The 17,587-nt window shown below is 72.4% G+C and carries 15 protein-coding genes; 9 read left to right on the top strand and 6 right to left on the bottom strand.

What is annotated here, in order from left to right:
• Positions 1-197: 197 nt before the first annotated feature.
• From menC to OXG55_01580, 3 genes are read right to left on the bottom strand one after another with little or no spacing between them, the layout of a single operon-like run.
• Positions 198-1,328: an o-succinylbenzoate synthase gene (menC, locus tag OXG55_01590; protein MCY4101949.1), complete on the bottom strand. Its 1,131-nt coding sequence runs from the start codon at positions 1,326-1,328 to the stop codon at positions 198-200.
• On the bottom strand, positions 1,325-3,055 hold the full coding sequence (menD, locus tag OXG55_01585; GenBank protein ID MCY4101948.1) for a 2-succinyl-5-enolpyruvyl-6-hydroxy-3-cyclohexene-1-carboxylic-acid synthase: 1,731 nt from the start codon (positions 3,053-3,055) through the stop codon (positions 1,325-1,327). The genes menC and menD overlap by 4 nt, the downstream gene beginning before the upstream one ends.
• Positions 3,052-4,470 carry an isochorismate synthase gene (locus OXG55_01580; protein MCY4101947.1) on the bottom strand — a complete coding sequence of 473 codons (1,419 nt, stop codon included), beginning with the start codon at positions 4,468-4,470 and terminating at the stop codon, positions 3,052-3,054. Before OXG55_01580 ends, menD begins: the two co-directional genes overlap by 4 nt.
• 258 nt (positions 4,471-4,728) lie before the next feature.
• Here OXG55_01580 and OXG55_01575 point away from each other — a divergent pair, with 258 nt between their 5' ends.
• Genes OXG55_01575 through OXG55_01565 form a run of 3 tightly spaced genes read left to right on the top strand, consistent with a single transcriptional unit; the run spans position 4,729 to position 7,828 of the window.
• Positions 4,729-5,919 (top strand): peptidoglycan DD-metalloendopeptidase family protein, encoded by a 1,191-nt coding sequence (locus tag OXG55_01575; GenBank protein MCY4101946.1) that lies wholly within the window; start codon positions 4,729-4,731, stop codon positions 5,917-5,919.
• Positions 5,920-5,930: 11 nt separating this feature from the next.
• Positions 5,931-7,226 carry a nicotinate phosphoribosyltransferase gene (locus OXG55_01570; protein MCY4101945.1) on the top strand — a complete coding sequence of 432 codons (1,296 nt, stop codon included), beginning with the start codon at positions 5,931-5,933 and terminating at the stop codon, positions 7,224-7,226.
• Positions 7,227-7,252: 26 nt separating this feature from the next.
• Positions 7,253-7,828, top strand: coding sequence for an isochorismatase family protein (locus OXG55_01565; protein ID MCY4101944.1), 576 nt, complete (start codon positions 7,253-7,255; stop codon positions 7,826-7,828).
• Positions 7,829-7,849: 21 nt separating this feature from the next.
• On the opposite strand, the gene OXG55_01560 is transcribed toward OXG55_01565, so the two are convergent.
• Both OXG55_01560 and OXG55_01555 read right to left on the bottom strand, forming a co-directional pair.
• Positions 7,850-8,458, bottom strand: a complete 609-nt coding sequence (locus tag OXG55_01560; protein MCY4101943.1) for a hypothetical protein — start codon at positions 8,456-8,458, stop codon at positions 7,850-7,852.
• Between the two features lie 28 nt (positions 8,459-8,486).
• Positions 8,487-9,449, bottom strand: coding sequence for a hypothetical protein (locus OXG55_01555; GenBank protein ID MCY4101942.1), 963 nt, complete (start codon positions 9,447-9,449; stop codon positions 8,487-8,489).
• Between the two features lie 89 nt (positions 9,450-9,538).
• Between OXG55_01555 and OXG55_01550 the strand changes: the two genes are divergently transcribed.
• The 6 genes from OXG55_01550 to OXG55_01525 all read left to right on the top strand — a co-directional run bounded on the left by OXG55_01550 (position 9,539) and on the right by OXG55_01525 (position 16,426).
• Entirely contained in the window at positions 9,539-10,576 is a 1,038-nt protein-coding gene (locus OXG55_01550) for a threonine aldolase family protein (GenBank protein ID MCY4101941.1), read from the top strand.
• The gene (locus OXG55_01545) at positions 10,573-12,114 is read left to right on the top strand and encodes a sulfatase-like hydrolase/transferase (GenBank protein ID MCY4101940.1); all 1,542 of its coding nucleotides are present in this window, start codon (positions 10,573-10,575) and stop codon (positions 12,112-12,114) included. The genes OXG55_01550 and OXG55_01545 overlap by 4 nt, the downstream gene beginning before the upstream one ends.
• Positions 12,115-12,244: 130 nt before the next feature.
• A complete protein-coding gene (locus OXG55_01540) occupies positions 12,245-13,570 on the top strand; it encodes a hydroxyacid dehydrogenase (protein MCY4101939.1) in 1,326 nt (441 codons plus the stop codon).
• Positions 13,567-14,964 (top strand): DUF1015 family protein, encoded by a 1,398-nt coding sequence (locus OXG55_01535; GenBank protein ID MCY4101938.1) that lies wholly within the window; start codon positions 13,567-13,569, stop codon positions 14,962-14,964. Before OXG55_01540 ends, OXG55_01535 begins: the two co-directional genes overlap by 4 nt.
• Before the next feature lie 3 nt (positions 14,965-14,967).
• Positions 14,968-15,783, top strand: a complete 816-nt coding sequence (locus OXG55_01530) for a hemolysin III family protein (protein MCY4101937.1) — start codon at positions 14,968-14,970, stop codon at positions 15,781-15,783.
• 19 nt (positions 15,784-15,802) lie between these two features.
• A complete protein-coding gene (locus OXG55_01525; protein ID MCY4101936.1) occupies positions 15,803-16,426 on the top strand; it encodes an RNA methyltransferase in 624 nt (207 codons plus the stop codon).
• 66 nt (positions 16,427-16,492) lie between these two features.
• Here the strand turns inward: OXG55_01525 and OXG55_01520 are convergent.
• Positions 16,493-17,587 (bottom strand): RTX toxin (locus OXG55_01520; protein MCY4101935.1); only part of this gene is annotated, 1,095 nt, incomplete at its 5' end.

The raw sequence follows: 17,587 nt of genomic DNA, 5'->3' as shown, positions 1-17,587 counted from the left end.
CCGCGGCCGCGGCGCGGAGAAGTGGTCGGGGCCGCTGGATGCTGAGGATTCGCTGGAGGGATTCACGGGGCCTCCTGTTTCGACGAGGTCGGGTTGCGTATGGCGTCACCGCCGTAGCGGCGCGGCAGCCTCTGACACGGTATTGCCCGCTGTAGGAAGTGACGCGGCATCCCGGCGCCGTTGGGCGGCGCGCCCGGTCAGCCGAAGGTCTCGAGGAGTCGTATGCCACCGGCGGGCTCCGGCGCCAGCCCGAGACCCGGTCCCGCCGGCAACTGCACGGAGCCCCCGCGCACCGCCGGCGGCTCGCACACATCTCTCCGCAGCAGCGCCGAGGTTCCCAGGCCCGCGGCCGGTCCTGCGACCACGGCGGCGACGTGGGCGGTGGTCGCCACGCCCACGGCGCTCTCCATGAAGGAGCCCATGATCGCGCTGGTGCCGGTCTCGGCCAGTGCGGCCGCGGCTCCGAGCACGGCGACCGGGTCGCCGAGAGCCGAGGGCTTCAGGATGGCGGCCGCCACGCCGAGCGGGAGGTGGCGGTGAAGGTCGGTCAGCGGCGGCAGGCTCTCGTCGGCGGCGATCGGAATGTCGCTGCCTTCCTGCAGGCGCCGGAGTTGCGCGAGGCCGCGGACGGGCTCCTCCAGCAGCTCCGGCTCGAATCGAGCCAGAGCCCTGACGGCGTCTCCCGCGGCCGCTCCCCAAGCGCCGTTGGCGTCCAGGCGCAGCACCGCGCCGGGGGCGGCCTGCCGCAGGGCCGCAACGCGGGCCACGTCGTCGGCGAGGGCTCCGGAGGCGACCTTCAGCTTGAGGGTGCGGTGGCCGGCGACGGTGGCGGCAGCGGCGGAGGCTGCCACCGATTCGGGGGTCTCGCCCGCCACGAGCGCGGCGCTGGGCACCGGGCCCGCAGGCGATGCTCCCGGACCGGCAAGGAACGACGCCAGGGATACGCCGCGGCGGCGGGCTGCCAGATCGGCGGCCGCCCCGGCAACCGCTGCCCAGGCGCACGGCACGTCGCGCAGCGTCGCCCCGGCGCGGGCCGCCAAGGTCTCCGGCTCCTCGCCGGGCGCATTGGTTCGCAGCCAGCGGGCCAGCGCCGCGGCGGTGGTCTCCAGATCGGGTCCGTGCCAGCCCGCCAGCGGGGCGGCCTCCCCCCATCCCGCCCGGCCGTCCCCGTCGCGCAGCCGCACGAGCAGGCCGCGCCGGTGCCTCAGCGGACCGCGACCGGTCGCGAGCGGCTTTCGCAGCGGCAGCGCGTAGCTGTAGAGCGCAGCCCCTGCCCCGCTCCCGTCGCCATCGGCGGCGTCGGGCTCGGTGGCGGGGGAGCGGCTCATGCAGGGCCGCAGGAGCGGGTCACGGCGTCCCGCACGGACCTCTCCAGGAGCCGGTGCTGCGCCACGTTCGCCGCGGCGTCCACGGGGACCTCGACGACGTGGATACCGCCGGAGTGCTTGCAGGTCTCCAGCGCCTCGCCCAGCGCCCCGGCGTCGGCGGCGCGGTGGTGAGCGGCGCCGACGCCCGTTACCACGCTCGACAGGTCGGCGCCGTGAGGAGTGCCGAAGAACTGCTCGAAGACCGGCTCGGGGACCGCCTCGGCAACCGGGAGGAACGAGAAGATACCCCCGCCGTTGTTGTTCGGCACGACGATCGTGAGGTCGATTCCCGCTCGGGCGGCGCCGAGGAGCCCCCCGAGGTCGTGCAGCAGCGCCAGATCGCCCGCCAGCAGGACCACCGGGTCGCCGGTCGCCGCGGCCATCCCGGCGGCCGCCGACACGACGCCGTCGATGCCATTGGTGCCCCGATGCGCCACCACCCGCAACGCTCGACCGTGAGGCGCCAGGAAGGCGTCCAGATCTCGGACGGGCATGCTGTTGGAGGCGTAGAGAACAGTGCCGGGCTCGAGCGCCTCGCCGAGCAGCCGCGCCAGTCCCGCCTCGAGCAGCGGGCCGCCCTCCAGGGTCGCCGTGATCGTCTGCTGCGCGGTCGACTCGGCCAGACGCCAGGAGTCGGCCCACGCGGTCGCCGGCCGCCCCGAACCGAGCGCGGCCAGGGCGCCCCGGGCAAGCGCGCCGAGCGGGCTGCGCCAGCGTCCGGTAGGCACCGTCGTGGGTTCCTCCCAACGGTCCAAGGGGTCCACGAGCCAGATATCCGCTCCCCAGGCCGCCAAACCTTCCCGCAGCGCCCGTGCGGCCGTGGGGTGGCCGGCCCGCACGAGCACGTCGGGCCTGTGGGTGTTCCAGAACGGCCCGGTGCGAGCCAGATGCTGACCGGCTGCCACGATCGCGGCGCCCTCGGCGCCCCCGGTGCGCAGGCCGGAGGCGGCGTCGGCGAGAAGCGGCCATCCGGCGAGCGCAGCCAAGCGCTTCACGGCGCCGGCGTCGGCGCCGGAGAGATCCGACGGTCCGACCGCCAGCACGCCCCGCTCCCGGTTGCGCACGAGGTCGGCCAGTTGCGCCACCTCGCCGGCTTCGGCCGCCGGCAGGCGCGGCGACCCCGGCGACTCCCCGCCGCCGGCGCCGTCACCCAGTTGCCCTTCGAGGGGCTCGAGCGGCTCGCGCAGCGGGACGTTGAGGTGGACCGGTCCGCCGGGCGGGCCGAGCGCGGCGGTGACCGCTCGATGCGCCGTGAAGCGGGCGTGGTCGGGACCCACCTCGCCGGGGACCGGCAGGTCGGCCGACCAGCGCACGTGCGCGCCGTACAGGCCGATCTGGTCGATCGTCTGGCCGGCGCCGCGGTCGCGCAATTCCGGTGGACGATCGGCGGTCAGCACCACCAGGCCCACACCGTCGTAGAACGCCTCGGTCACCGCCGGGAGGTAGTTGGCGGCCGCACTTCCCGACGTGCAGATCAGGGCGACGCACCGGCGTTCGGCCTTGGCGAGGCCGAGGGCGAAGAAGCCACCGGCTCGCTCGTCGAGCTGCACCCAGCAGCGCAGCCGCGGCTCGGCGTGGGCGGAGAGCACCAGCGGTGCTGAGCGCGAACCCGGGGAGCAGACCGCGTGGCGCACGCCCCGGTTCGCCAACTCCTCGAAGAACGCACCGAAGTACTCGTACGCGGTCACTGCTCGCGAACGCCCCCGAGTGGTGCGTCGTCGGCGACCGCCGGCACCGCGTTCAGCTTCGAGACGGTCTCGCGCAGTTCCGCGGTCGGATCGGATTCCTCGACCACGCCGGAGCCGGCGAAGAGCGCCATCTCGTTGGTCTCCGGGTCCAGCAGGCCTGAACGGATGGCCGTGCAGAACTCGCCGTTGCCGGACAGGTCGGTCCACCCCACCGGGCCGGCGAACCAGCCGCGGCCCCCCGGCTCGTGGCGGCGGAGGAAGTCCAGCGCGGCGGCCACCGGCTGGCCCGCAACCGCAGGCGTCGGATGCAAGGCGCCGGCGAGTTCGAGGATGCCGCCGGGAGCGGTGGCGAAGTCTCCCCGCACAGGCGTGCAGAGGTGCTGGATACCGGGCAGGGCGCGCACGTACGGCTCGGGTGGACAGGGATCCAGCGCGACCCCGGCGCCGGTCATACCCTCGCGCAGGTGCTCGACCACGGTGTCGTGCTCGCGCCGCTCCTTGCGGCTGGCCAGCATCGCGCCGGCCAGAGCGGCGTCCCGGGCGGGATCCTCGTCGCGGGGGCACGATCCGGCCAGGGCATCGGCCTCGGCGATGCCGTCAGCGGTCCTGACCAGCAACTCGGGGGTGGCTCCCAGCAGGGTCAGGCCCCCGCAGCCCACGGCGTAGCTGGTTGCGGTGGGGTAGCAGGCCGCCAACCGCCGCAACAGCTCGACGGCGGCCGCGTCGCCCGGCGAACCGGCGAGACGGACCGTGACCTGCCGGCCCGGGACGACCTTGCCGAGCGCACCCGCCCGGATCTTCGCCAGTGCGGCATCGATCGTGGCCAGGTAGCCGTCGTCGGCGCCGCCGCTCGGCCCGAGCAGCACCAGCGGAGTCGGCGGCGGAACCGCGCCGGCCGCGGCTTGCAGCAGTCGGACCGCCTGTTGCGACGCCTCCACCAGCCGATCCGCCTGCGCCACCACGAGCCAGCGCAGCTCGCCGCGCTCGGCGATTCCCAGCAACTCCGGCAGCACGAGCATCCCCGCACCGAATCCCGCCCAGCGAGACTGCTCGCCGCCGGGCTGCGAGTCGAAGGCGAACCCGCCGCACAGGAGCGGGCCCGACGGACCGGTGCCCGGCTCACCGAACTCGGCGACACCCTGCAGGTCTCGGGACACCTCCGAGACGAAGCGGGCCGCCTCGCTGAAGCGTCCCCGCCGGCTGGCCGGCTGCCACTGCAGCGCCGCGCCGATGCCGGCGATCGCCAATCCCCGCTCGGGTTGGATCCAGCAGAAGCGCCTACTGCGTGCCGGAGCGGCGGCGAAAGCGTCCAGCGGCTCCGCCCCCGGAGGTGCCGGCAACTCCTGGCACCGCAGGTCACGAGCCGCCAGGCGTTCCCGAGCGTCGAGTGGCGCCTCCCCGGCCGCGAGGCTCATCGGGAGGGCCTCGGTCAGCGGTCCCGGGGAACTCAGCCGCGCCGCGGCCGCGAACTTGCCGGGGGTGCGGCCGTGGTGGGGCGCCGGCGAGTTGCCGGGCGCGGGGTTCGGGCGAGGTTTTCCACATCGCGAGGCACCCTGCGAGTATACGAGTGGGACACCGCGGGACCGTCCGGTTGCCGGCCCGCTGCGAGGCCACCGGGCCGGTGCCGCGACGGGGACCTGCGAGGCGGGCTCGGCTTGCTACGCTGCCGCGACGTGCGATCGTCAGGGCTCCGACGGAATCGCCGGACGGCGCGGTGGTCGATTGTCGTCCTCGTTTGCCTGCTGGGGACACTGCCCGCGGCGCCGCCGAGCGTTGCTCAGGAGACGATCGCCGAGGCGCGGGCCGAGTTGGAGCGGGTCGAGGAGGAGAAGCTGGCCCTGCAGGCCCGGATCGATGTGCTGGTCGCCGAGGACGTGGACGTCTTCCGGGCGCTGCAGGCGGCAGAGGAACTGGTGGCGCGCCAGGTGGCGGAGGTCGAGGCGGCCGAGCAGGAACTCCGGGCGCAGATCGCCGTCCAGCGCCAGAACGAGGCGGCCATCGGGTGGGCCCAGTTGGACATCACCGACGTGCGCCGGGATGCCGAAGCGGTCATCGTCGAGGTGTACCTGCAGGCGGGCAGCGAGCGGACCGCCACCCTGCTGGCTTCGGACGATCTGACGCACGGGCTGCGCCGCCTGGCGCTGCTGGAGGCGGTGCACGGCCATGCAGGAGATCTGATCGAGGACATCCGACTGGCCGAGGATCGCTACGACGTGGCGCTGGCCGAGGCCGCCGCTTCGGTCGCCGAGGTGGAGCGGCTGCAGGTGGTGCTGGAGGACGACCTGGCGGTGCTGGAGGAGCGACGCGCCGAGGCGGCCGCCATCAAGGCCGAACTGGACAAGCGCCGTCGGGCCTTGGAGGCCGAGTTCGCCGCCTGGGACAGGGAGGCCTCCGAGCTGGAGAGCTTCATCCAGGTGGAGGAGTACCGCCAGAAGGCCGAGGCGTGGGTGCAGGCCCAGGAGGAAGCGGCGGGCGCCGCGGCCGGATTCCTCTGGCCCACCGCCGGCGTGGTGACCTCGGGCTACGGCAACCGCCTGCACCCGATCCTGGGCGTCTACCGGCTGCACGCCGGGATCGACCTGGGAACCACTCATGGGCAGCCGGTCTACGCCTCGCGGGCCGGGGTGGTCATCACCGCCGGCCCCTGGGGCGGCTACGGGAACGCCGTGGTGCTCGACCACGGCAACGGGCTTTCCTCGGTGTACGCCCATCTCTCGCAGGTAACCGTGCGCCCGGGCGATCTGGTCGTCGGCCTGCAGCAGGTCGGCAACATCGGCTCCACCGGGCTCTCGACCGGACCGCACCTGCACTTCGAGATCCGCCGCAACGGCACGGCCGTGGACCCGCTGGGCTTCCTACCGTGACCTCGCCGGCCATGTCGGTGGCGCTGCTGACCGACCAGTACGAGCTGACGATGATCGACGCCGCACTGCGCTCGGAGGTGGCTGACCTGCCCGCCACCTTCGAGGTGTTCTGCCGCCGGCTGCCGCCGGGACGCCGCTACGGGGTCGTCGCCGGCACCGGTCGCCTGCTGGCGGCCCTGGGGGACTTCCGCTTCGGTCCGGCCGAGCTGGACTTCCTGCGCCAGGGCGGCGTCGTCTCCGAGGACGGCTTGGCGCGCTTGGCGGACTTCTCCTTCTCCGGGGACATCTGCGGGTATCGCGAGGGCGAGTTCTATGTTCCCGGCTCGCCGATCCTGACCGTGAGCGGCAGCTTCGCCGAGACCGTCGTGCTGGAAACCCTGGTGCTGTCGGTCCTCAACCACGACTCCGCCATCGCCGCCGCGGCGGCGCGCATGCGGGCGGCGGCCGGAGAGCGCATGCTGCTGGAGGGCGGCAGCCGCCGCACTCACGAGGAGGCGGCCCCGGCGGCGGCCCGCGCCGCCTACGTTTGCGGCTTCGACGCCACGTCCAACCTGGAGGCCGGGCGCCGCTTCGGTGTGCCCACCGGCGGCACGATCGGGCACGCCTTCATCCTGGCGCACGCCGACGAGCGCGCCGCCATGGCAGCCCAGGCGGACCTCCTGGGTCCCGCCAGCACCTACCTGGTGGACACCTACGACGTCGCCGAGGGCGTGCGACGGGCGGTGGAGGTGGCCGGTGCCGGCATGGGAGCGTTGCGCATCGACTCGGGAGACCTGGCCGCCTCGGCGTCGGCGGTGCGCAGCCAGCTCGACGAACTCGGCGCTCGCGGGACCCGCATCATCCTGTCGGGCGACCTGGACGAGCACGACATCGCCGCGCTGGCTGCGGTGCCCGCTGACGGGTACCTCGTGGGCACCGAACTGGTGGCCGGCGCCGGCGCGCCGACCGCGGGTCTGGTCTACAAACTCGTGGAGATCGACGGGCGACCGGTGCGCAAGCGATCCCTGGCCAAGTCCTGGCGTCCAGGTCGCAAGCGCGCCTTCCGCCTGCTCGACGATGCAGGCACGGCGACGGTGGAACTGCTGCTGGAGCCCGGCGCGCCGGTACCCCCGGGCGCACTGGCCCTGCAGACCGATCTGGTGCGTGGCGGTCGGTTCGCATCCCCGGCGGCGACCGACCCCGCCCGCAGCACGCTGGAGGCCCGCAACTATCATCGCGAGGCGCTCAGGAGGCTCGGATCCGAGGCGTTCGGCCTGAGCCCCGGCGAGCCGTGGCTGCCCATCGAGCCCGCACTGGAGGACACCTGAAGCAGACCGGCGGTGAGGAGGACCGGGTGCCCCGCGCCCTGGTGATCGTGGACGTGCAGAACGATTTCTGCGACGTTCCCGGCGCTTCCCTCCCCGTTTCCGGGGGCGCCGCCCTGGCGGGGCGCATCAGCGAGTACGTGCGCCAGTCGGCCGGTCTGTACGCAGCCGTCGTGGCCACCCGGGACTGGCACATCGATCCCGGCGACCACTTCTCCTCCGAGCCCGACTACTCGGGGACGTGGCCCCCGCACTGCCGTGCCGGCAGCGGCGGCGCCGACTTCCACCCGGACCTGGAGACCGCATCGCTGGCGGCGATCTTCTCCAAGGGCCAGTACTCGGCGAGCTACACCGGGTTCGACGGTGTCGCAGCCGGCGGGGTCTCGCTGGAGGGCTGGCTGCGGTCCCGCCGGCTGGACGCGCTCGACATCGTGGGGATCGCCACCGACTACTGCGTGCGGGCCACGGTGCTGGACGCCGCCCGGCTGGGATTCTCCACCCGGGTGCTGGCGGATCTCTGCGCGGGCGTGGCGCCCGAGAGCACCGGAGCGGCGCTGGAGGAGATGGCTGCGGTGGCCGAGGTGGTGCGGCAGCCGGCGAACTGAGGCCCGGCGCGTCGCCGCGGCCTAGCGGATGGCCCGGGCCGCCGTGCGGAAGGACAGCAGTTCGGTGAGGCCCGTGAGCGTCTCGGCCAAGGCGGTCACCGGGTCCTCCTGGCGCGGCGTCTCGGCGGCGTTGCGCATGCGTATCTCCTTGACCGAGAAACGCATGCGGTGCTCCACCATGCTCATGAGCAGCGTCGGGTGGCTGCTGCCGGGCGGAACGTGGGCGATGATCTCCTGCAGCGCCTCCGCGTCGTAGAGCCGCACCGGCGACCCCATGTCGTTGCGCCAGACTCCGAACGCCAGGCCGGCCAGCGGGCGCAGCGCCCGCCCGGCGAGGGCCCGCCGATCCCCGATCACGACGCGAGCCCCGCCCTCGTAGCCGTCCAGCAGGCGGGCCACGTCGCTGTAGCCCAGCCGCACCTCGCCGCCGATCAGGAGCACCAGGTCCGGACCGGTCACGAGCGCCAGCGTGCAGGCCTTGGGGGCATCGAAGTGCTGCCCGCTCGGTGGCGCCAGGATGGTGTGCTCCCGGGCGAGCCCGGCGAGCGTCTTCTCGAGCATCGAGGCGTCTCCGGCGGAGGGTCGCATCAGCACCGCCGTGACGTTGCGGCGGGCCGCGGGAGAACTCACGTACAGCGACGCTAGCGGTTCGGGTGGCTCAGGACTCCTCCGACCTCGCCGTGGCGGGCGAGCCGGGATGCTCCGAGCCCGTCAGGTAGATCGCGGCGGTGGCGAATACGATGAGGGCGGTGGTGGTGAGCTGGGCCAGGAAGCCGCTGCCGAGGCCGTAGTCCACGGTGACCCGCAGACCGTTCTCGAGGTCCTGGCTGTAGTCGAGCGAGTAGTCGACGGCCAGAGCGGCGGCGATGTCCGCCACGAAGTAGACCACGAACCCGCTCAGGAACGCAGCGGCGAGCTGGCGGCGCAGCCACCAGACGGCGAGGGGAGCGGCGAGGGCGAAGATCAGCCAGGCAGCCAGTTCGGGGATGAACTGGGCTCCCTCGAGGCGGGCGACCAGACCCCGGTGGAGGATCTCCGGCGGCAGCGGCTCGCTGAGGGCGTTGCCGGACTCGTTGACGGGCGCCCGATGGATGCTGATGACGTACGTGGGCAGGAACCGCGCCACGATCCAGCCGGTGCTCACGGCGGCGGCGCCGAGCACGAGCCAGGGGCTGTGCGGTCGCCCATCGGAGCGGCAACCACCGCAGCACTCTTCACGGACGAGGAGGCCGGCGAAGGCAGCCGCCCCGAGCTGCACGACGTAGGAGGCCAGGCCCAGCCAGAACCCGGGGCCCGGGTGGGCGTCGTTATAGGTGAACATGCCGAAGCTGTTCTCGGCGAGGGGGTAGAACATGCCGGCTGTGAGGCCGCAGAGGGCGATCGCGCCGGCCGTGCGGTGGCCGGGGCGCCACACGCAGAACAGCGTCATGGCGAGGGCGCCCAGCATGATGCAGTTGAACCACAGGTTCGCCGGGTCGTGCACGAGCAGGCCGGTCTCGTCGTCCCAGCGGAAGTACAGCGACAGGATCCAGAGGGCGACCGCGGCGACGCCGAGTTGGAGCACGCCGAGGAGTCGTCGCCGGTCCGGCTCCCCGGCGGCGTAGAACGGAACGATCGTCACGCGCCGGAGGCTATACGTCGCGGATTGCCCGCACGAGCGGGCAACCGGCGAGGCGGGGGAGCCGCCCGCCGCGGGGTTAGAGTCCCCCCGTGCCCCGGCCGCCGGCAGTGGACCTCTACAGCGACACGCAGACGAAGCCCACCGACGCCATGCGCCGGGCCATGGCGACCGCCGAGGTGGGCGACGAGCAGCAGCGCACCGATCCCACGGTCAACCGGCTGTGCGACCGGGTGGCGGAGATGCTGGGACACGAGGCCGGTCTCTTCCTTCCCACCGGCACGATGTGCAACCTCGTGGCCGTCGCGACGCACACCTCACCCGGCGACGCCATCGTGGCGTCGGCGGACAGCCACATCGTGCGTTCCGAGACGGGCGGCGCAGCCGCCTACTCGGGCGTGATCACCGACCTGCTGGGAAGCGACGGGGGTCGGTTCGGCCCCGAGGCCGTCGCCGAGGCCCTGGCGCCGGGGAACGCCTACCGGCCCTGGCCCCGCCTCCTGTGCCTCGAGCAGACCCACAACTTCGGCGGGGGTACCGTGTGGCCACTGGCGCAGTACCGGGCCGTCGCGGGGGTGGCACACGGGACCTCGGTGCCGGTCCACACCGACGGAGCCCGGCTGTTCAACGCGACGGTGGCGTCGGGCACCGAGGCGGCCGACTGGGGTGAGCCCGTGGATTCCATCTGGATCGACTTCACCAAAGGCCTCGGGGCGCCCATCGGCGCCGTCCTGGTCGGGTCGGGCGACTTCATCGAAGCGGCGCGGGTGCACAAGCACCGCTGCGGGGGCGCCATGCGGCAGGCCGGCATCGCCGCCGCCGGCTGCCTCCACGCCCTCGACCACCACATCGACCGCCTCGCCGAGGACCACGCCAACGCAACCCGTCTGGCCGAGGGGATCTCGGCTCTCGGTCTGGGCGCCGAGGACGTCGAGACCAACATGGTGTGGATCGACGTCACCTCCACCGGCTTGCAGGCGGCGGAGTTCCTGGAGCGCCTCGCCGCGCACGACGTTCGCATGAGCCGGGTGGAGGAGCGGGTGCGGGCCGTGACCCACCTCGACATCTCCGCCGGCGACATCGAGACGGCGCTGGAGGCGGTGGGCGCGGTCCTGGCCGGACTGCCGTGAGCGGCAACGGCAGCGGTCCGCGGCGCCCCAACATCTGCTTCATCCTCACCGACCAGGAGCGCCACCGGGGCTGGCTGCCCGACGACGTGGACCTGCCCGCCCGCCGGCGCCTGCTGGAGGGCGGCGTGGAGTTCAACCGCCACTACACCCACACCTCTCCCTGCTCGCCGTCGCGGGCGACGCTCGTGACGGGGGAGTACATGCCGGCGCACGGGATCAAGGAGAACACCCGTGGACCGGCCAACGGCTGGCTGGACACCGGAGTCGACACGCTCGGCAAGATGCTGCGCAGGCAGGGCTACGACACCGGCTACAAGGGCAAGTGGCACCTGTCCATGGGCCCGTACCCGGACATGGAGTCCTACGGCTTCGGGGACTGGGAGGGCAACGACCAGGCCTTCTGGGGCCAGGCCGGCAGCGGGGTGGAGTTCGACGAGCCGATCGCAGGCATGGCCGCGCAGTGGATCCGCGACCGCGCCGGCAGCCCGCAACCCTGGTTCCTCTTCGTGGGGCTCGTCAACCCCCACGACGTCATGTGGTTCCCCATCGATCAGCCCTGGTACCAGCAGGCCAACCCCGAGCACTACCGCCGGGTGCGCGACCGCTACGCCTCCCTGGGTTGGGGGCGCGCCGACGCCCTGCCGCCCTTCACCTTCGACTACCCCGAGCGCTTCGATGAGCTGCCGGCGAACTTCGACGACGATCTGCACACCAAGCCCGACGTGCACCGGCGCTTCGTCCACGAGATGTCCCGCAACGGCGGCTACCTGGACCGCTCCAAGGTGGGGCGCTGGCTCCGCCAACTGGACTACTACGTGAAGCTCCACGAGATGAGCGACGTGAGCGTGGGGCTGATCCTGGACGCCATCGAGGATGCCGGCGCGGCCGGCGACACCGTCGTGATCTTCACCTCCGACCACGGTGACCAGTGCGGCTCGCACGCGCTGCGCTCCAAGGGGCCGTGGAATTACGAGGAGACGATGCACATCCCCCTGTACGTCGTGGCGCCGGGGATCACGGCCGCGGGCACGCGGAGCGAGGCGCTGACCAGCCACGTGGACCTGACCGTCACGGTGGCCGAACTGGCGGGAGTGGACCTGTCCGGCGCGGGGCTTCCGGGGCGCAACCTGGCGCCGCTCCTGGCCGACCCGACCGGCAGGGGTCGCGACGAGATCCTGTTCGCTCAGGATTGGGCCTGGTACGACGGACTGCTGGACACGCGCTACGCCAGCCGGGGCATCTTCGACGGGCGCTTCAAGTACTGCCGCTACTACGGGGTCGGAGGCAGCAGCACCACCTCGGCGCGGCCGCCGGCGGGCCCGAAGCTCTTCGACATCGACGCCGACTTCGACGATCAGGAGCACGAGCTGTACGACCTGCAGGAGGACCCCCACGAGCTCGTGAACCTGGCCGTGGATCGGGGACGCCGCGGGGAGGTGCGGGCGTGGTTCGACCGGTTGCTGGAGGCGGAGGCAGAGGCGTTCGCGGATGCACCCGGCAGCCGCCCCGCCGGCGCCCCGCCCTGGGCGGAGGGCTAGCGCGCCACCGCCCGAGCCCGCCTGTTGACCGCCGGGGAGGCGCAGCCCGACGTCGCCCGCCTCAGCGACCGGCGGTCTCAACGGCGCGCCGGTCGCCGTCGTGGTGACGCCTTCCACTTCTTCGGTCCGAATGTCATCATGGAGGCGTGAGCGCGCTCTCGCCGTCGGCGACCGTTGTCGTGTCGCCGCTGATCTGCCGGAGGATCTGACCATCAGGATCCTGTTCGCCGACCCGTGCCACCCCAGCGCTGTCGCGAAGCTCAGCGCGGAGGGATTCGAATGCATCGACAAGCCGCAGGCGGAAGCAGGCGAACTCGGGCCGCTGCTGGCCGGCGGCGAATTCGACGTACTCGTCGTGCGCAGCACACTCGTCACCGCCGAGGCCATCGAGGCCTCACGCTCGCTCTCGCTCATCGTGCGAGCCGGCGCCGGATTCAACAACATCGACGTGGCCACTGCCTCGGCTCGCGGGATCTACGTCTGCAATACACCGGGGCGCAACGCCGTGGCGGTGGCGGAACTCACGATGGGCCTCATGGTGGCGCTCGACCGTCACATCGCCGACGCCGCGGGCGACCTCCGGCGCGGCACCTGGGACAAGCCGCGCCACAGCAGTGCCCGCGGTCTGAAGAGCCGGTCGCTCGGCATCGTCGGGCTGGGCCGCATCGGCATGGCCGTGGCCGAGCGGGCAGCAGGGTTCGGCATGCGCCTGCACGCGCTCCGGCGCCCGGACCGTGACCCGCGGATCCTTCAGCGCATCGAGGAACTCAACGTCACACTGCACGACAACCTCGTGGAGATGGCCGCGATCTGCGACGTGCTGACGCTGCACCTCTCGGGCACCGAGCAGGTGGTGGACGCCACGGTGCTGGCGGCGATGCCGTCGGGTGCGATCCTGCTGAACACGGCACGGGCCGGGCTCGTCGACACCGAGGCACTGCTGGCGGCGATGGACACCAAGGACATCCGAGCGGGACTGGACGTCTTCGAGGACGAGCCCGGGGGCGTGACCGCGGAATTCGACGCCGCGATCGTCCGGCATCCCAATGTCGTTGCCACTCCCCACATCGGCGCCTCCACCGAGCAGGCGCAGGAGGCGGTGGCCACCGCCATCGTGCGGGTCGTCAGCGCCTATGCGGCGGGTCGTGTCATCAACTGCGTGAATCTCGAGACGGGTCGGGTGGGGAGCCACGTGATCGTGGTTCGCCACGAGGACCGCGTCGGAGTCCTGGCCTCCATCCTGGCCGTCCTGCGGCGCCATGATCTGAACGTGGCGGGCATGGAGAACCGGATCTTCCGCGACGCCACCGCCGCGGTCGCCACGATGGATCTCTCGGGGATCATGGGCCCCAAGGTGGTCGATGAGATCCTGGCCCTGCCCCATGTGTACCACATCGACGTCCGTCCGGTACCCGAAGCAGGCTCCGCTCCTGCCGAGGCGGCGCAGCGGTCATGACGGAGATGAGGCCCGAGAGCGGGTCCAAGGGTCACCACGGGTCGGTGTTGTGGCCGTTCTCCGCCAGCGTCGTCTGCCAGGACTGGGCCGACCGGGTGGTCTCCCCGGCGTACGAAGGACTCGGTGTGGAGGAGCGCCGTGCGATTCTCGTGGCGCAGCCCGACAGCTACATGCACGCCACGCGCTCGCCCGAGGACGTCGGCTACGCGCTCAGCCCGGCGGAGCTGGCCGTCCTGAACCAGATGGCGTTGATCCGCCTGCTGCGTCTCGGCGCCTTCGAGTCGCGCCCGGAGCCGGCCGTCTACGTCTACCGCCTCGTCGGGTACGGCTGTCGCCAGCGGGGGATCGTGGGGGTCGTGCCGCTGGAGGCCTACCGGCGGGGCCGCATCAGGCCGCACGAGCGCACCCACGCCGACCGGGAGGAGTTGCTGAGCGAGTTCCTGGCGCTGACCAGTGCCCAGTCCAGCCCTGTCGGCCTGACCTTCCGGGGAACGCCGCGCATCGCCGCCCTGCTCGACGCGGTCGAGCAGAGCCAGGAGCCGCTCCTGGACTTCGTCGATCCGAACGATGTGGCGCAGCGGGTCTGGGAGGTGACCGACCCGGTCTTCCTGGAGATCCTGAACGAGGATCTCCAGGGTCAGAACCTCTACGTCACCGACGGGCACCACCGTCTCGGCGCCGGCCTGGTGGTGAGTGAGCGTGTGCGCCGCCAGCGCAAGGCCTCCAGCGCCGCCGGCGGCTATCTCCCCAGCGACATCGTGCTCACGACTCTGGGCCACGCCCCGCCGGGCATGCCGTCGGTGCCGTCCGGCGAGGTCACGGGCGACGAGTCGGAGTTCCCGAGCGTCGGCGACGGCGCGGCTCCCGCCGGCGACTTGCTGGCGAGCGACGCCATCCTGGCGGCCCTCTTCCCGCACGACGAGTTGCGCCTGCTGGTCTTCCACCGGCGGGTGACACCGGCTGTCGCCACCGACGGTGCCGCCATTGAGGCGGCGCTGCGCCGGCTGGGGTCGCTGGAGCCCGTTGAGATCGGCGACGCCGAGCCTCCGCGGCCGGGAGTCTTCGGCGTGTACCTCGGGCGGCGCTGGTTCCGGTTCACGCCGGCCACCGAAGTGCAGGGCATCGACGCCGGCTGGTTGCAGGAACACGTGCTGGCGCCCACCTTCGGGATCGACGACCCGGAGCAGACCCGCAACGTCGACTACATCTCGGCGATGCTGGGTGCCGAGCAGGTGGCGCGCCGCTGCGACGAGGCGGGTGGGGTGGGTTTCGTCCTGCACCCGGTCACGATCGAGACGATGATGTCCGTGGCCGACGCCCGGCAGATCATGCCGCCCAAGTCCACCTACTTCCACCCGAAACCGCGCTCGGGCGTGTTCCTGCGGTTCCAGTAGTCCATGTCGCGCCTCGCGGCTCCTGGCAAGCCCGGCAAGTCACGCCAGGACCGCAGCAGTGGGGCCTCGAGGGGACCGAGGCGCCTGCTGCGCCGCTCCGCACACCGACGGCCGGCGGGCCGCCCGGTCACGGGACGGTTCTCGATCCCCGACATCTCCAAGGACCCCTACCGGCAGAGTTCCCTGGATCCGCCCAGCTGGCGAGGCCGCAAGCACGCCGCGATGGTGCTGCCCGCCGTTGCCGGGGGAATCTGGCTGATCGTGGTCACGCCCGGTGTCGGCACCCGGGCTGTCATCGCCCTCTACGCCGCCAGCCTGGTCGGGATGTTCACGGTCAGCGCCGCCTTCCACCTGCGGCGCTGGAGCGACGTGGACTGGCTGCGGATGCGCCGCTGGGATCACTCCGCCATCTATGCCCTGATCGCCGGCAGCTACGGGGCGATCATGGGCCTCGGCGTGCCGGGCTGGCCGCGTACCTGGCTGGTCGGCTTCGCCGTGGGACTCTGTGCGCTCGGGATCGCGGTTCGCTGGCTCGTCCTGTACCCGCCGTTCCGGGTCATGACCACACTCTTCCTGGTCACGGGCGGGATGTCGATGATCGCCATCAGTTGGATCCTGGAGGGGCTCGGTGTGGTCGGAACCATCGTCGTGCTGGTCGGCTGCCTCTTCTACGGCGTGGGCGCCCTGGCGTTGGGTCTGCGCCGCCCGAATCCCTGGCCGGGGCACTTCGGCTACCACGAGGTGTGGCACCTGAACGTGATCGCCGGCGCCGGCTGCCAGTTCTGGGTGGTGGCCTCCGTCGTGGTGCCCTCGCTGTGAGTCGGCGGCTGTGAGCGGGATGCCCCCGGTGGGGGTGGGGCCGCACCCGGAGCCGTGGCCCACCGATCCCCGCCTGGATCCCGACCTGCTCGCCGCCGGCGACCGTCGCAACGTCGTGGACCGCTACCGCTACTGGCGCCAAGAGGCCATCGTGGCGGATCTGGACCGGCGCCGGCACCCGTTCCACGTGGCCATCGAGAACTGGCAGCACGACTTCAACATCGGGTCGGTGGTCCGAAACGCCAACGCCTTCGGCGCCCGGGCCGTGCACATCGTCGGCCGGCGACGCTGGAACCGCCGCGGGGCGATGGTGACCGACCGCTACCAGCACGTGTGTCACCATCCCGACATCGCCGCGCTGGCGAGCTGGGCGGCGGGGGAGTCGCTGCCGCTCGTCGGCCTCGACAACCTGTCGGGCTCGCTGCCGCTGGAGCGGCACCACCTGCCGGAACGCTGCGTTCTGCTGTTCGGCCAGGAGGGGCCGGGCCTGTCAACCGAGGCCGTCGAGGCCTGTGCGGAGTTGCGGCGGATCAGCCAGTTCGGTTCGACCCGTTCGATCAACGCCGGCGCGGCCAGCGCCATCGCCATGTGGGCGTGGATCTGCCGGCATGCGGCGAATCCTGCGAGCCGCGCTATGGACTGACCGTTGCGGCGCTGTGCCTGGCTGTCGGAGCGCTTCTCGACGCGGGCACAGCGACGGCCCGAGTTCCTAAGCGGTGGGCCTGACGATGGCCAGACGGCCCCAGCATTCGATGGCGCCGCCAATGCGTAGACCACAAGAGGTCCAGTGTCCGGCGCTGATGGCGGTGAACCGCCCGGCGGATGCCTCGGTTTGACCCCACTCGTTCCAGCCCCAGCAGGTGGCGCGGCCGTCGGTGCGGAGTGCGCAGGTGTGGTCGCCGCCGGCGCTGACGGCGGCGAACCGCCCATAGGGCGCGTCGGCTGGGAGACTGCTCCCCCAGCAGGTGGCGCGGCCGTTGGTGGTGAGTGCGCAGGTGTGGCGGCTGCCGGCGCTGACGGCGGCGTACCGCCCGAAGCGTGAGCCGGCTTTGCCGTCTTCGTTGTCGCCCCAGCAGGTGATGGTTGCGTCGGCGGTGAGTGCGCAGGTGTGTTGGCCGCCGGCGCTGACGGCGGTGTAGCGCCCGTCGGGCACCTCGGTTTGACCGTCTTCGTTGTCGCCCCAGCAGGTGATGGTTGCGTCGGCGGTGAGTGCGCAGGTGTGTTGGCCGCCGGCGCTGACGGCGGTGTAGCGCCCGTCGGGCACCTCGGTTTGACCGTCTTCGTTGTCGCCCCAGCAGGTGATGGTTGCGTCGGCGGTGAGTGCGCAGGTGTGTTGGCCGCCGGCGCTGACGGCGGTGTAGCGCCCGTCGGGCACCTCGGTTTGACCGTCTTCGTTATTGCCCCAGCAGGTGACGGCGCCGTTGTTGGTGAGCGCGCAGGCGTGGCCGCCGTAGCGGGTGTCGACGCCGGCGCTGACGGCGGTCTGCCGTCCGTCGGGAGCGTCGGTTTGGCCGTCTTCGTTGTCGCCCCAGCAGGTGACGGTGCCGTTGTCGGTGAGCGCGCAGGCGTGGTCGTCACCGGCGCTGACGGCGTCGTGCGGTCCGTCGGGCAAGTCATCCCGATCCGTCCAGCCGTCGCCCCAGCAGGTGATGGTTGCGTCGGCGGTGAGTGCGCAGGTGTGGCGGCTGCCCGCGCTGACGGCGGTGTGCTGCCCGTCGGGCGCCTCCTCGGCTTGCCCGTCACTCGTAGCCCCCCAGCAGGTGACGGTTGCGTCGGTGGTGAGTGCGCAGGTGTGGCGGCTGCC

This window comes from bacterium, from assembly GCA_026708055.1.
In the GTDB taxonomy this organism is placed as follows: Bacteria; Actinomycetota; Acidimicrobiia; order Acidimicrobiales; family CATQHL01; genus VXNF01.
The sequence above is the reverse complement of the archived record's forward strand: the minus strand, read 5'-3'. Positions and strand labels throughout refer to the sequence as shown.